Below are 14,708 nucleotides of genomic sequence, written 5' to 3'. Positions count from 1 at the left end.
TTGAAGCGTATCGTAAGGCAAAAGAGCAATTAGCAGGTAAAGTACCACTAGAAGAAAAATGGACGATGCAAGAGCTACTATCGCTTGAACAAGCGCTTGTACAGGAAAAGCCACAGCTTACACCTGAGGATTTACTTTGTGCTGTTGAAAAGGCTATTACACAAGGACTGGGACAGCTAATTCAAATGCGTGAGCGTGAAGGGCAAGAATTGCATGATGTTGTTGTACAATATAAAGAACAGTTAATGGAACAAGTGAACCACATTCGTTCGTGTGCTTCCCTAGCTGTTGAAAAATATCGTACACGATTATTGGAACGAGTTACTGAAGTGGCGAGTGGAGCTTTGCTAGAAGATCGCCTACTTACCGAAGTAGCGATATTTGCAGAACGTGTGGACATCACCGAAGAATTGGACCGATTAGATAGTCACTTTAATCAACTGGAAGAAACATTACAAGAAACGATTTCGGTTGGCCGTAAATTAGACTTTTTAATGCAGGAAATACACCGCGAGATCAATACGATTGGTTCAAAAAATCAATCAACAGAGGCGGCCGTTGCGGTAGTTCAGGCGAAAACAATTTTAGAAAAGATGCGCGAGCAAGTTCAAAATATCGAATAGCTTGCCTGTATCTGTTATAAATTAAGGGAGATATAGAGAATAAATGATAAAAGAACGTGGATTATTAATTGTTCTGTCTGGCCCATCTGGTGTAGGTAAAGGGACAGTGCGAAAAGAATTATTTTCTCAGCCGAATACGAATTATGAGTATTCCATCTCGATGACAACACGAAATCCTCGCGAAGGTGAAGTAGATGGTGTAGACTATTTTTTCAAGACGCGTGAAGAGTTTGAAACGTTGATTGAACAGGGTGGCTTATTGGAGCATGCTGAATTTGTAGGTAATTATTACGGAACACCGTTAGCCTATGTAAATGAAACACTTGATGCAGGACGCGATGTGTTTTTAGAAATCGAAGTGCAAGGTGCTGCACAAATCCGCAAAAAGGCACCAGATGCATTATTTATTTTCTTAGCCCCACCAAGCTTAACGGAATTAAAGGATCGTTTAGTTGGTCGAGGGACGGAAACAGCAGAGGTTATTGCAAAACGTATAGCAACTGCAAGTGAAGAGCTTGAAATGATGAGCCTTTATGATTACGTAGTTGAAAATGATGAAGTGACAAATGCTTGTGATCGTATAAATGCGATTATTAAAGCCGAGCATTGTCGTAGAGAACGTGTTGAAAAAAGATATTTGTCAATGTTGAGAGGAGAATAAATCTATGTTATACCCATCAGTAGATACATTAAAAAAAGAAATTGATTCAAAATACTCATTAGTAAGTTTAGCATCTAAACGTGCTCGTCAAATGCAAGAGGAGCAAGACACTGAACGCTTACACAAGTATGTTTCTCATAAATACGTAGGGAAAGCACTTGAAGAAGTAGCGGCAGGTGTACTTACGAAGGTATCACAGGATGAGTCAACTGTGTACGAAGACGAAATCTAACATTGATGTAAATAAGCATTTGCGAAATTAATGTTAAAGTCTGCAGTGGATTTTTGATTATACAGAATGCCGAGAGCTCCCGAGGAATTTTCCTTTGGGAGCTTATCATTTGAAAGGACGATTGTGCATGAATAAAAATATTTTACTTTGTGTTTCAGGTGGTATAGCGGTTTATAAGGCTGTCGCTCTAGTTAGCAAGCTATCTCAGGCTGGGGCAAATGTAAAGGTCATCATGACAGCATCAGCAAGACAATTTGTGAATCCATTGAGCTTTCAAGTTATGTCCAAAAATGATGTTTTTTTCGATACTTTTGATGAAAAGGATTCAAGTGTTATTGCCCATATTGATTTGGCAGATTGGGCAGATTTAATTTTAGTTGCACCAGCTACTGCAAATGTTATAGGGAAGCTGGCGAATGGAATTGCGGACGATATGGTAACGACGACCTTGCTTGCAGCAACTGCCCCTGTATGGCTAGCACCAGCGATGAATGTACATATGTATGACCATCCAGCGGTAAAACGAAATTTGGCTCAGTTACAATCTGATGGCTATCAATTTATTGAGCCTTCAGAAGGGTTTTTGGCATGTGGCTATGTTGGTAAAGGACGTCTAGAAGAGCCTGAAAAAATAACAGCGATCGTGCAAGAATTTTTTTCAGAGAAGGCAAAGCCACTAGCTAGTAAAACAGTAGTGGTCACAGCTGGAGCGTTTTATGTACCATTAGACGAGCACCATGTGATTAGTACACAGTCGAATAGTAGAATTGGTCAGGCAATAGCAAAAGAGGCACAAACACTTGGAGCAAATGTCATCCTAATAGATGAGAAAGAAACAAGCGTGAATAAGCTTGTTGAACAGCTTGAGGATTATAAAAAACAATATCCATCCGCATTTTTTATCCATGCAGCAAATACGCCTACAATTGAAGAAGCACCGATATTATCCGTAGAAGGAATGACCGCAATAACTTTTGGGCAAAAGGTTATGGGTGAGCCAATGGTAACAATCATGTCAGACAAGTGGATTGATTTTAGTGACACGGCAGAAGTAAATGGTCAAATGTGGGATGCGACAGATGCTAAGCAATTTGCACAAGCATTTTGGACATATATATTACAGGGTGAGAAGCAATGAGTTTTTTGATTGCAGAGGTAATAGTGGATGTTTCAACTTACCATGTAGATCGTCCATTTGACTATGAAGTTCCTACAGAATGGGCACATGTTATAGAGATGGGCTGTCGTGTAAAAGTACCGTTTGGGCCAAGAAATGTTCTCGGCTTTGTGGTCGGATTAAAAAATGAAACAGATGTACCGTCTAACAAATTAAAGTCTATTGCACAAATTTTAGATATTGAGCCTGTATTAACCGAAGAAATGCTGTTAATGGCTAAATGGCTGAAAAACGAAACGATTTGCTATGAAATTGATGCCTTACAGGTTATGCTTCCTTCAGCGCTTCGAGCAAAGTATGAAAAAATCATAACGCTACAAGTGGAGAAAGATGTTTTACCAGATGAGGCTAAAGCTATTTTTGGCAAGCGACAACAGGTTAATTTCAAAGAATTCGAGCGTGCTGAATACCTTCCTTTATTAAAGCAGCTTATAACTGATAAAATCGTAAAAATTGAAAATGTTGTGAAGCAGCAAGGGAATGTGAAAGAAATACGTATGGTCAAAATTTCAGATCATCAGCAAGATATCGACAAGGCCATGGAAGGTGCAGCGAGAGCAGCCAAACAGCGCCAGCTGATTGAATGGATGGGCAGACACCTTGGAGAGGTTCTTTTGCCACAGAAAATCTATGAGGAAACAGGTGCATCTTCCGCGGTATTACAGTCAGTTATCGAAAAAGGGGCCGCTCACTTTATACAAGAAGAGGTGTATCGAGATCCCTTTACGAAGGAGGTTTCCCGTACTCAATCTTTACAATTGACGGATGAGCAGCACATAGCATTAAAGGCTATTACTGGATCGATGGAAGAACAGACTGCGAAAACTTTTTTACTACACGGCGTCACGGGAAGTGGTAAAACTGAAGTTTATTTGCAAGCGATACAAAAGGTGTTAGATGAAGGTAAGGAAGCCATTATGCTAGTACCTGAAATATCATTAACACCACAAATGACAGAGCGTTTTCGTAGTCGTTTTGGTGAGATGGTTGCTGTCATGCATAGTGGCTTATCTGTCGGTGAAAAGTATGATGAATGGCGTAAAATTCAACAAGGAAAGGTGAGCGTTGTTGTTGGAGCTCGTTCGGCAATTTTCGCACCTTTTACAAATATAGGTCTTATCATTTTAGATGAAGAGCATGAATCAACATACAAGCAAGAAGATTCTCCTCGTTATCACGCTAGAGATGTAGCAATTTGGCGAAGTGAATTTTACAAATGTCCTGTTATATTAGGCAGTGCAACGCCTGCGCTGGAATCATTTGCGAGAGCAAAGAAGGGCGTCTATGGTTTGCTATCATTAAAACAACGTGCTTTGCATCAAGCATTACCGACCGTTTTTATTGCGGATATGCGAGAGGAGCTTCAAAATGGAAATCGTTCCATGTTTTCCGAGCAGCTTGTGGATGCAATACGTGTAAGACTAGAGAAAAAAGAACAGATGGTCATGTTTTTAAATCGTCGTGGCTATTCTTCTTTTGTGCTTTGTCGTGATTGTGGAACAGTTGTACAATGTCCAAACTGTGACATCTCGTTAACATATCATCGAACAACAGAGAAATTAAAATGTCATTATTGCGGTTATGAGGAGCGTGTTCCTCAAATATGCCCACAATGCCAGAGTGAGCATATACGTTATTTTGGTACGGGAACGCAAAAAGTCGAGGAAGAAATTTACAAGCTGTTTCCTGAGGCAAGGGTTCTCCGAATGGATGTTGATACAACAAAGCAAAAAGGTGCACATGAAGAAATTTTGCAGGCATTTGGGGAAGGACAGGCAGATATTTTGCTAGGTACGCAAATGATCGCTAAAGGTCTTGATTTTCCTAATATTACGCTTGTTGGTGTACTTAGTGCTGATACATCTCTGCATCTACCCGATTACCGAGCAGCGGAGCGTACATTCCAGTTATTAACGCAGGTTAGTGGTAGGGCTGGACGTCATGAAAAGCATGGTGAGGTTATTATTCAATCGTATACACCAGAGCATTATGCAATTGAATTGGCCCAAATACAAGATTACGAGCCATTTTACGAACGTGAAATGTTTTTACGCCGCCGCTCTAGCTATCCACCGTATTATTATGTAGCACTTGTTCAAATATCTCATGAGGATGTCATGATGGCGGCAGAGTATGCTGGACGTGCGGCAGATTGGCTAAAGGAAAATTTATCAGACCGAGTTGCCATTATTGGTCCAACAACTGCAAGCATTAGTCGTCTCCAAAATAGATATCGCTATCAATGTTTGATAAAATATAAAATTGAACCAAATCTCATTCCAGTATTACAGCGCCTTCTTGCGATGTATCGTGCGGAATGGATTAAACAGGGTATATTAATGACGGTAGATCTAGATCCGTCAACTATATAAAATAGTTCATCACTCAAAGTTTGGGATGACATTTTGTTAAAACGTATGCAATGTATATAAGTTGATTGGAGTGGAGGTTGGGCGACTCCTCGGGGATTAGCAATAGAGGAACGAAGGCTAAAACCACCACATCCTGTGATAACGCCTTCGTGACCAACATCGGTGCTGCTGCCGCTACGTTAGCACTACGCTTTCGCGCAAAAAACATCTGTTGGCCCGAGACCCTGCAGCGAAGCGAAGCGGCTCATCGAACGCCCCCAGGAAGCTTTGCTCTGTGTGAAAGCGAAGCGACAGCAACGAATGTTTTCTGTAGCGAAAGCAAAGCGGCAGCAACAAATGTTTTATCTGTGCGAAAGCGAAGCGACAGCAACAAAGTGCCCAGCCGGAACGGAAATCAACCCCACATTATGATATGGAGTTACAATTAGACAAGGTAATAAGTCTTAAATATAGAAATGAGGAACATAAAATGGCAATTAAAAAAGTTGTTGAACATCCAGCGAAGGTATTATCAACACCGTGCGCGGAAGTAACAGAAATTAATGAAGAAATTATTACATTACTTGATGATTTATATGACACAATGGTTGAATACGATGGCGTTGGTATTGCAGCTCCACAAATAAATGTAGGATTACGTGTTGCAATTGTCGAGCTTGGCGAAGAACGAGATGTTTTAGAAATGATTAACCCAACTGTTATTAAAACGGATGGCGCTGAACTAGATATTGAAGGATGCTTAAGCTTCCCAGGATTATACGGTGAGGTTGAACGACCTGACTATGTGAAAATTGAAGCATGTGACCGTGAAGGACGTGTATATGAGTTAGAAGCGGGAGGCTTTGATGCACGAGCAATTTTACATGAAATCGATCATTTAGATGGCGTGCTATTTGATTCAAAAATCAAACGCATTTTAACTGAAGAAGAGCTTGAAGCAATGTACGCTGAAGAGGAGGAATAATATGACTTCAATAATTTTTATGGGAACACCTGATTTCTCCGCGCCAATTTTGCGTATGCTACATCATGAAGGTTATGATATTAAAGCTGTAGTTACACAACCAGATCGTCCAGTTGGGCGTAAGCGTGTGCTAACACCACAACCTGTTAAGGTAGCAGCGATGGAGCTAGGTTTACCTGTTATTCAGCCTGAAAAGCTACGTGGTTCTGAGGAATTACAGCAAATTATTGATTTACAGCCTGACCTAGTCGTAACAGCTGCTTTTGGACAAATTTTGCCGAAAGAATTGCTAGATGCACCACCACTTGGTTGCATTAACGTCCATGCGTCACTTTTACCGAAGTATCGTGGTGGAGCACCTATTCACCAAGCCGTTATTGATGGTGAAAAAGAGACAGGTGTAACGATTATGTATATGGAGCAAAAGCTAGATGCTGGTGATATCATTTCCCAAAAAGCTATCCCGATTGAAGAGGATGATTATACGGGTAGACTATTTGATAAACTGAGTGCTGTGGGCAGCGAATTATTAAAAGATACACTTCCTTCTATTATAAATGGAACAAATAATCGTACCGTGCAGGATGAAGCACAAGTAACCTTTGCAAGCAATATTTCACGTGAGCAAGAACGTATCGATTGGATAAAGGATGCTACAACTTTATACAATCAAGTGCGTGGTCTTCATCCATGGCCAGTTGCCTATACAACATTTGAAGATGGCAACTTTAAAATTTGGTGGGCACAGGTTGGTAACACTAAGCATGATGCTATACCTGGTGAGGTTGTTGCGATTTCGAAGGAACATTTTGAAGTTGCAGCAGGAAATGGTACAACACTTGCCCTGTATGATGTACAACCAGCTGGTAAAAAACGCATGACAGCAGAGGAATACTTGCGTGGTACAGGTTCTAAATTACAGATTGGGGACCAATTTAAATGAGTAAAAAAAGCGTAGTAATTTGGGATGGAAATGTGCGTGATGCCGCACTCTCTATTCTGTTAGCAGTAGATAAAAATCAAGCCTATAGTAATTTGCTTTTAAATGAAACGATAAAGCGACATAAAATTGAAGCGAAGGATCGTGCGCTTTTAACAGAAATTACGTATGGCACTCTCCAATATAAAATGACACTTGACTACTATTTAGAACCATTTATTCGTGGCTCAGTGGATCATTGGGTGCGCTGGCTTTTACGTTTATCTTTATATCAAATGCATTATTTAACGCGTATACCACCTCATGCAGCAGTGAATGAAGCTGTAGAAATTGCTAAGCGTCGAGGTCACCAAGGGATAGCTTCGATGGTCAACGGTATTTTACGATCTATTTTACGTCAGGGTGTAGCTTCTACTGATGACATTAAAGATCCAATTGAGCGCCTTGCTATTGAAACGAGTCATCCTGAGTGGTTAGTGCAACGTTTTGTCGATAACTACGGTATTGAAGTTGCAACTGAAATGTTACATGAAAATAATGTGCCTCCAGTGCAGACTGTACGTGTAAATACGACGAAAGCAAGCGTTGAGCAAGCGATTGCCAGCATAGAAGCGGAAGGTTTAGCAGCGAAAAGAAGCGAGCTAATGCCTGAATGTTTACATGTAACAAATGGTCAGCCAGCTCGAACAAAGGCATTCCAAGAAGGGCTTATTACTATTCAAGATGAAAGCTCCATGATTCCAGCAAATGTTTTGCATCCATCTCCTGGCATGCGCGTCTTAGATATGTGTGCAGCTCCGGGAGGCAAGACAACACATATAGCTGAGATTATGAAAAATGAAGGTTCGATTTTAGCGACTGACCTTCATCCTCATAAATTAGATTTAATCGACCATAATACGGATCGTCTAGGGATTGATATAGTAGAGACTGCTCCGATTGACGGACGTAAGGCACCGGATTTTCTACAACTAGAATCATTCGATGCTATTTTAGTTGATGCACCTTGTAGTGGTTTAGGTGTTATGCGCCGCAAGCCAGATATTAAATATACAAAACGTGAGGAAGATTTAGAAAATCTCCAAAAAATACAATTGGCGCTATTGGATTCTGCAACAAAAGTATTGAAAATAGACGGCAAGCTTGTGTACAGTACATGTACAGTAGATAAAAGAGAGAATGAAGGTACTGTAGAGGCCTTTTTATCAACGCATCCAGAAATGGAAGCTATACAACTAGAATCTTTACCAACAAAATTAGCGGAAAAGCAAGCAAATGGCATGCTTCAAGTCTTTCCACAAGACTTTGGCAGTGACGGTTTCTTCGTTGCCGCCTTTCGTAAAAAAGGAGAATCCAACTAATGGTGGATCAAGGGAAATTTAATGAGCGTATAAACGACTTAGTTGAAGAAGCAGAAGACAAGCCTGTTCGACGCGCAAAAAAAGAAAAACCAAATTTAAAGGAATCGGTATACTCATTACAGCCGAAACAACTAGAAGAATGGTTAAAGGAAAATGGTGAAAAACCGTTCCGTGCAGCACAAATTTTTGATTGGCTTTATAATAAACGAGTAAAAACATTTGAAGAGATGTCTAACCTTTCAAAAGGATTACGTGAAAAGCTAGAAGCAAGTTTTTCTTTAACGACATTGTCAACAATTATTAAACAGGAATCTAAAGATGGTACGATCAAGTTTTTATTCCAACTACAAGACGGCTATTCTATTGAAACTGTATTAATGCGTCATGAATATGGGAACTCTGTTTGTGTGACAACACAAGTAGGCTGCCGAATTGGCTGTACGTTTTGTGCCTCAACTTTAGGTGGTTTAAAGCGTCACTTATTAGCAGGGGAAATCGTGGAGCAAGTTGTAAAAGTACAGCAGACTTTAGATGAAGTGGGCGAACGTGTATCACATATCGTCATTATGGGTATTGGAGAACCTTTCGATAATTATGATGCGATGATGAACTTCTTAAAAGTCATCAACCATGAAAAAGGATTAAACATTGGAGCTCGTCACATCACTGTATCAACATCAGGAATTGTTCCTAAAATTTACGAATTCGCTGAGGAACAGCTACAAATCAACTTTGCAGTATCCTTACACGCACCAAACCAAGAGGCTCGCCAAAAACTAATGCCAATTGCACGTGCTTATAAATTAGATGAATTAATGGAAGCTGTTCAATACTATACTCAAAAAACTGGCCGACGTGTTACTTTTGAGTATGGTTTAATGTCTGGTGAAAATGATTCAGTTGAAATTGCAGAAGAATTATCTGCATTAATAAAAGGAATTAAATGCCACGTGAACTTAATTCCTGTAAACTATGTACCAGAACGTGATTATGTTCGTACATCTCGTAGTCAAATTTTTGCCTTTGAAAAAACATTAAAGAAGAATGGTATTAACGTAACGATCCGCCGAGAGCAAGGTTCTGATATTGCAGCTGCGTGTGGTCAATTACGTGCGCAAGAGAGATCTGAAGAGACGAGGTGACCAGTGTTGGAATACACAGTCGAAAGTGATATTGGGTTAAAACGAGCAATTAATGAAGACCGTGCGGCATTTTTTAAACGTCCAGACGGGCTAGCACTAGCGCTTGTAGCGGACGGCATGGGTGGTCATAATGCTGGCGATGTAGCGAGTGATATGGCGATGAAGCAGATGGAATCCGTTTTTTTACAGGTAGAGGCACATCATTTTGCATCAACAACGACAAAAAAAGAGTGGTTATTACAAGCAGTCAAGCAATTGAATAAAAGTATATATGACTATTCTTTATCACATGAAGACTGTAAAGGAATGGGCACGACGTTTATTGCAGTGTTAATTGAAAAAAATCATTGCTTTATCGCACATGTTGGTGATAGTCGTGTGTATTATTTCTTTGAGGATGGTGCACAACAAATAACAAGAGATCATTCCTATGTAAATGTTCTGGTTGAAAATGGTGAAATCAGTGAAGAGGAAGCGTTGACGCATCCGAAGAAAAATTTCATCTTAAAGGCTGTTGGTACAGAAGAAACGATTGAACCAGACTTTTATGAAGTTGATTTAGCATCAGAATCGTATTTACTCATTTGCTCTGACGGTTTAAGCAATAAACTTACAGTGTATGAAATGGCATCAATTATTACGTATCCAGATACAGTAGAAGAAAAAGGACGAAAACTTGTGGAATTAGCAAATGCAAGCGGGGGGGAAGACAACATCTCCCTCGTGCTGCTCACAAGGCAAGATGAGGAGGTGTAAGTATGCTTGTAGGTAAACGAATTAGTGACCGCTATAAAATTATAGGGCTTATTGGTGGCGGTGGTATGTCCAATGTTTATTTAGCACATGACATGATTTTAAACCGTGATGTAGCGGTCAAAATATTGCGCTATGATTTTACCAATGAGGATGAATTGTATCGCCGTTTTCAACGTGAAGCACTTTCTGCTACAAGCCTTACACATCCGAATATCGTTAGTGTTTATGATGTAGGTGATGATGGTGATCTACATTATATTGTGATGGAGTATGTCCAAGGAAAAACATTAAAGCAGTACATACAGGAATTTGCACCAATTTCTCCTGCCAGAAGTGTGCATATTATGAAGCAGTTAACATCAGCAATTGCCAATGCTCACGAAAATCATATTATCCATCGTGACATTAAGCCTCAAAATATTTTAATGGATGCAGAGGGCAATGTGAAAATAACTGATTTTGGCATAGCAATGACGCTTAGTGCAACATCATTTACACAAACGAACTCCGTGCTTGGAACGGTGCATTATTTATCGCCTGAGCAGGCTCGTGGTGGTACGGCGACAAACAGATCTGATATTTATGCACTTGGCATTGTTTTATATGAATTATTAACAGGGGAATTGCCATTTTCAGGCGAGTCAGCTATTTCTATCGCGCTTAAACATTTACAATCAGAGACGCCATCAGTTCGTGCCTTCGATGCTACAATTCCACAAAGTGTGGAAAATGTTGTGTTAAAAGCTACAGCAAAAGATGCTGCTCATCGTTATTCGACTGTAGATGAAATGCAAGCAGATTTGGAAACAGTTTTATCACCAAATCGTATTAATGAACCGAAGTTTGTTATACCGGTAGATAATGATGTAACAAAGGCTATTCCGATTATAAAAGAACCAACTGTACGTCAAGACGAAGATTTAATGCAGACAAGAGCAATCGAACCAATTACACAATCAAAGCCGAAACCCGAAGCGAAGAAGCCTGTAGAAAAGGCAGTGCCTGTAAAGAAAAAGAAAAAGAAAAAGAAAAAATGGCCAATAGTTGTTGCTGGGTTAGTAATAGTAGCTATCGCCATTTTCCTATTCGTTTTTTTTGCAACAGATTCATTTAGCCCGAAAAAGATACCTGTACCTAGTGTGGCTAATATGACAGTTAAAGAAGCTACTAAGAAATTAGAGGCTGAAGGCTTTACGGTTGGTCAGTCGCCGCAGGAGCGTTATGACGAGGACGTCGAAAAGGATAAGGTTATAGAAACAGACCCTACAGAGGGTACGGAGCGTGTAAAAGGCACAGAAGTAGACTTGATCGTGAGTCTTGGGGTAGAAACGACGAAAGTGGAAGATTATAGAGGCCAGCAAATCAGCCAAATTCAATCAATGCTAAAGGATAAATTTTTAGATTCTGAAGTTAACTATGTGAATTCAAAAGAGCCTGAAGGGCAAATTATTGAACAAGAGCCGGCACCACAAGAAGAGGTAGTCGCTAAGAATACAATAATGAAGTTTAAGGTGAGCGCAGGTGTAAAAATGATCACCGTTGATGATGTTGTGAATTACTCCAAAGCTCAAATGGATGAGTATGTAAGAAGAGAAGGCTTGACATGGCGAATTGTTCGTGAAGAAAATGATGATACAATACCAGCTGGAAATGTTAAATCACAATTGACAAAAGCAGGAGCGCGAGTTGAAGCCGGCTCCGCAATCGCTGTTGTTTTAAGTAAAGGACCTGCAGCAAGGCCTGATAAAACTTTGGTGAAAACTGTGCCAATTGAGTATAAACCAAAAGAGGAAGGTTTAGAGCAAACTATTCGAATTGATATTCAAGATAAAAACCATAAAATGTTAACAACAGTTGAAACATTTACTATTACGGCTGATCAAGAGCACCGAATACAGCTTGTTATTGGAGATGGTCAGGATGTAGCCTATAAAATTATTCGTGATTCAGAAATTATTGCTGAAGAAACAATCAACTATGATGATGTCAAATAAGGGGGAATTCGATGGCGCAAGGCCAAATTCGTAAAGCATTAAGCGGTTATTACTATGTATATGATGGAGAACAACTAATACAATGTCGAGGACGTGGGGTATTTCGCAATCGCGGGGAATCCCCACTCGTTGGCGATATTGTAGAATATACTCTGGAAACAAAAGGCTCGGACGGTACTATTCAAAAAATTATGGAACGCCAAAATGAATTAGTACGTCCCCCTATAGCCAATATTGATCAAGGCATTCTTGTATTTTCTGTAAAAGAACCTAATTTTAATACGATTTTACTGGATCGTTTCTTAGTTGTTTTAGAGTCATTTTATGTTCATCCGATTATTTGTTTAACAAAGATGGATTTACTAGAAGATCATGAACGTGAGGAATTGCAAGGCTATATAGCCGATTATGAACGTATGGGTTATACCGTGCTACAAACCTATAAGGATGAGGAAGAATTAGTTGAACGTCTACAACCTATTTTAAAGGAGAAAACGTCCGTATTAGCAGGGCAATCTGGCGTTGGAAAATCCACACTACTAAATACATTGATTCCAGATTTGAATTTAAAAACAGGCATTATTTCACAAAGCTTAGGGCGAGGAAAACATACAACTCGCCATGTCGAATTAATCGAGGTATGTGACGGATTATTAGCAGATACTCCAGGATTTAGTTCATTTGATTTTGATGAAATAGAGAAAGAAGAATTAGGCGCATGTTTCCCCGAAATAGCCCGTATGGCAGAGGATTGTAAATTTAGAGGCTGCTTACACTTAAAGGAACCCAAATGTGCAGTAAAAGCAGCGGTGGAGACGGGGGAAATTCGTGACTATCGTTATAAACACTACGAACAATTTATACAAGAAATTATGGATCGAAAGCCGAGGTATTAATGATGATACAAATAGCACCATCAATTTTAGCAGCCGACTTTGCTAAATTAGGAGAAGAAGTAAAGGAAGTAGAAAAAGCAGGTGCACAGCTTATTCATATCGATGTTATGGATGGTCATTTTGTGCCAAATATTTCATTTGGGTCTATCGTATTAGATGCCATTCGTCCTTTAACGGATTTACCGTTAGATGTACATTTAATGATCGAAAATCCTGATCAGTATATTGAACAATTCGCCAAAGCAGGGGCAGACTATATTACGGTGCATGTAGAAGCTTGCCGCCATTTACACCGTACAATTCAATTAATTCGTTCATTTGGCGTCAAACCGGGTGTTGTATTAAATCCACATACACCAATAGAATCTATTCAACACATATTAGAGGATATTGATATGGTGTTGTTCATGACTGTGAATCCAGGGTTTGGCGGGCAAAAATTCATTCATTCTGTAGTGCCGAAAATTGAAGCATTAGCAGCTATTATTAAAGAACGTAATCTTGATATTGCTATAGAAATCGATGGTGGTATTAATGCAGAGACTATTATTCCTTGTGCAAAAGCAGGAGCAACCATTTTTGTAGCTGGTTCAGCAATTTATAGTAAAGAAGATCGTTCAGCGGCACTTCAAGAAATTTTAGCTGCTGCTGAGGCAGCGATTCAAGGATGACCATAGTCGTTGTTTGTGCAGGTGGACCAAAAGAGGAACTCTGTTCATTTAGTCCGTTTAAAGAGCAAAGTGATGTATTATTTATCGGAGCTGATCGAGGAGCGCTATATTTAATCGAGCAAGGCATCACACCACATGCCATAGTAGGAGATTTTGATTCACTATCAAAAGATGAATATGAACTGGTGATGGCACATACAAATGATAGACAACGATTCCAGGAAGAAAAAGATGAAACAGATACGGATTTAGCGCTATTAAAAGCCTTGACCTATACACCGTTGGAAATTGTACTTACAGGTGTTACAGGTGGACGTTTAGATCATTATGAGGCAGCAGTTCGTTCGATTTATCGTTTACAAAAAGAGTATCCGCAGGTAGTATTGAAGATTATTAATCATGCAAATATGTTGCAATTTTTAATGCCAGGCAAGCACTTCATTGAAGCGGATGAGCAATATCGTTATTTATCTTTCTTTGCACATGAAGAGCCGATTAACGATGTGACATTAAGGCAAGTAAAATATGAAACAACAAATGAAGAAATCTCTCTCGGTACATCCCGCTTTACAAGTAATGAAATAATAGGTAATTCAGGGTCTATATCTTTCTCACAAGGCATATGTTTAATGATAAGAAGCATAGATTAGCGTAAGGGGGAGAGAGTCCTGAAAGTATATACATTCCAACTACCGAAATTTGTAAGTAGTATTACGCGTACGTGTATCAACATTTTCAAAAAAGATAAGAAAGTAAAAAAATCCGACTAACACTAGTCGGATTTTTCTTATAGTATTGAAAAACAAAACGGTCAAGGAATTCTTTCTGACTACTCCCACAGCTAAAGCAGTGGGGTTCTTATATACTTAAGAGAAGCGTTACAAAGCTCTCCACAGATGGTGTTGCCATGTCCTGTGTA

At 39.6% G+C, this 14,708-nt stretch carries 15 protein-coding genes; all 15 read left to right on the top strand.

Features of this window, described 5'->3' with window-relative positions; genetic code table 11:
* The coding region (locus ACFXN8_RS25165) for a YicC family protein (RefSeq protein ID WP_386848159.1) at window positions 1-623 on the top strand (623 nt) is incomplete at its 5' end.
* A gap of 43 nt (window positions 624-666) precedes the next feature.
* Window positions 667-1,284 carry a guanylate kinase gene (gene gmk / locus ACFXN8_RS25160; RefSeq protein WP_053483350.1) on the top strand — a complete coding sequence of 206 codons (618 nt, stop codon included), beginning with the start codon at window positions 667-669 and terminating at the stop codon, window positions 1,282-1,284.
* A gap of 4 nt (window positions 1,285-1,288) precedes the next feature.
* On the top strand, window positions 1,289-1,516 hold the full coding sequence (gene rpoZ / locus ACFXN8_RS25155) for a DNA-directed RNA polymerase subunit omega (protein ID WP_053483349.1): 228 nt from the start codon (window positions 1,289-1,291) through the stop codon (window positions 1,514-1,516).
* A gap of 127 nt (window positions 1,517-1,643) precedes the next feature.
* Entirely contained in the window at window positions 1,644-2,654 is a 1,011-nt protein-coding gene (gene coaBC / locus ACFXN8_RS25150; RefSeq protein ID WP_386848158.1) for a bifunctional phosphopantothenoylcysteine decarboxylase/phosphopantothenate--cysteine ligase CoaBC, read from the top strand.
* Window positions 2,651-5,065 (top strand): primosomal protein N', encoded by a 2,415-nt coding sequence (priA, locus tag ACFXN8_RS25145; RefSeq protein ID WP_386848157.1) that lies wholly within the window; start codon window positions 2,651-2,653, stop codon window positions 5,063-5,065. Before coaBC ends, priA begins: the two co-directional genes overlap by 4 nt.
* A 469-nt stretch (window positions 5,066-5,534) precedes the next feature.
* Complete coding sequence (gene def / locus ACFXN8_RS25140) at window positions 5,535-6,029, top strand: peptide deformylase (RefSeq protein WP_386848156.1); 495 nt, start codon at window positions 5,535-5,537, stop codon at window positions 6,027-6,029.
* Between the two features lies 1 nt (window position 6,030).
* Window positions 6,031-6,972 carry a methionyl-tRNA formyltransferase gene (fmt, locus tag ACFXN8_RS25135; RefSeq protein ID WP_386848155.1) on the top strand — a complete coding sequence of 314 codons (942 nt, stop codon included), beginning with the start codon at window positions 6,031-6,033 and terminating at the stop codon, window positions 6,970-6,972.
* Complete coding sequence (rsmB, locus tag ACFXN8_RS25130; protein WP_386848154.1) at window positions 6,969-8,330, top strand: 16S rRNA (cytosine(967)-C(5))-methyltransferase RsmB; 1,362 nt, start codon at window positions 6,969-6,971, stop codon at window positions 8,328-8,330. Before fmt ends, rsmB begins: the two co-directional genes overlap by 4 nt.
* Window positions 8,330-9,472, top strand: coding sequence for a dual-specificity RNA methyltransferase RlmN (gene rlmN, locus ACFXN8_RS25125; RefSeq protein WP_376077913.1), 1,143 nt, complete (start codon window positions 8,330-8,332; stop codon window positions 9,470-9,472). Before rsmB ends, rlmN begins: the two co-directional genes overlap by 1 nt.
* A gap of 6 nt (window positions 9,473-9,478) precedes the next feature.
* Window positions 9,479-10,228 (top strand): Stp1/IreP family PP2C-type Ser/Thr phosphatase, encoded by a 750-nt coding sequence (locus tag ACFXN8_RS25120; protein ID WP_376077927.1) that lies wholly within the window; start codon window positions 9,479-9,481, stop codon window positions 10,226-10,228.
* Between the two features lie 2 nt (window positions 10,229-10,230).
* The gene (gene pknB, locus ACFXN8_RS25115; RefSeq protein ID WP_386848153.1) at window positions 10,231-12,222 is read left to right on the top strand and encodes a Stk1 family PASTA domain-containing Ser/Thr kinase; all 1,992 of its coding nucleotides are present in this window, start codon (window positions 10,231-10,233) and stop codon (window positions 12,220-12,222) included.
* An 11-nt stretch (window positions 12,223-12,233) separates the two neighbouring features.
* The gene (gene rsgA, locus ACFXN8_RS25110) at window positions 12,234-13,118 is read left to right on the top strand and encodes a ribosome small subunit-dependent GTPase A (RefSeq protein WP_376077919.1); all 885 of its coding nucleotides are present in this window, start codon (window positions 12,234-12,236) and stop codon (window positions 13,116-13,118) included.
* A gap of 2 nt (window positions 13,119-13,120) precedes the next feature.
* The gene (gene rpe, locus ACFXN8_RS25105) at window positions 13,121-13,789 is read left to right on the top strand and encodes a ribulose-phosphate 3-epimerase (RefSeq protein WP_386848160.1); all 669 of its coding nucleotides are present in this window, start codon (window positions 13,121-13,123) and stop codon (window positions 13,787-13,789) included.
* Window positions 13,786-14,439: a thiamine diphosphokinase gene (locus ACFXN8_RS25100; protein ID WP_386848152.1), complete on the top strand. Its 654-nt coding sequence runs from the start codon at window positions 13,786-13,788 to the stop codon at window positions 14,437-14,439. The genes rpe and ACFXN8_RS25100 overlap by 4 nt, the downstream gene beginning before the upstream one ends.
* A gap of 18 nt (window positions 14,440-14,457) precedes the next feature.
* On the top strand, window positions 14,458-14,559 hold the full coding sequence (gene spoVM / locus ACFXN8_RS25095; protein ID WP_139376952.1) for a stage V sporulation protein SpoVM: 102 nt from the start codon (window positions 14,458-14,460) through the stop codon (window positions 14,557-14,559).
* The last annotated feature ends 149 nt before the right edge of the window (window positions 14,560-14,708 follow it).

The organism is Lysinibacillus sp. NPDC059133, from assembly GCF_042755925.1.
In the GTDB taxonomy this organism is placed as follows: Bacteria; Bacillota; Bacilli; order Bacillales_A; family Planococcaceae; genus Lysinibacillus.
The sequence above is the reverse complement of the archived record's forward strand: the minus strand, read 5'-3'. Positions and strand labels throughout refer to the sequence as shown.

Coding starts and splice junctions, on each gene's coding strand:
- def (WP_386848156.1), top strand. CDS start 5,535: ATGGCAATTAAAAAAGTTGTTGAACATCCAGCGAAGGTATTATCAACA.
- priA (WP_386848157.1), top strand. CDS start 2,651: ATGAGTTTTTTGATTGCAGAGGTAATAGTGGATGTTTCAACTTACCAT.
- coaBC (WP_386848158.1), top strand. CDS start 1,644: ATGAATAAAAATATTTTACTTTGTGTTTCAGGTGGTATAGCGGTTTAT.
- rsgA (WP_376077919.1), top strand. CDS start 12,234: ATGGCGCAAGGCCAAATTCGTAAAGCATTAAGCGGTTATTACTATGTA.
- rlmN (WP_376077913.1), top strand. CDS start 8,330: ATGGTGGATCAAGGGAAATTTAATGAGCGTATAAACGACTTAGTTGAA.
- pknB (WP_386848153.1), top strand. CDS start 10,231: ATGCTTGTAGGTAAACGAATTAGTGACCGCTATAAAATTATAGGGCTT.
- fmt (WP_386848155.1), top strand. CDS start 6,031: ATGACTTCAATAATTTTTATGGGAACACCTGATTTCTCCGCGCCAATT.
- rpe (WP_386848160.1), top strand. CDS start 13,121: ATGATACAAATAGCACCATCAATTTTAGCAGCCGACTTTGCTAAATTA.
- rpoZ (WP_053483349.1), top strand. CDS start 1,289: ATGTTATACCCATCAGTAGATACATTAAAAAAAGAAATTGATTCAAAA.
- gmk (WP_053483350.1), top strand. CDS start 667: ATGATAAAAGAACGTGGATTATTAATTGTTCTGTCTGGCCCATCTGGT.
- rsmB (WP_386848154.1), top strand. CDS start 6,969: ATGAGTAAAAAAAGCGTAGTAATTTGGGATGGAAATGTGCGTGATGCC.
- ACFXN8_RS25100 (WP_386848152.1), top strand. CDS start 13,786: ATGACCATAGTCGTTGTTTGTGCAGGTGGACCAAAAGAGGAACTCTGT.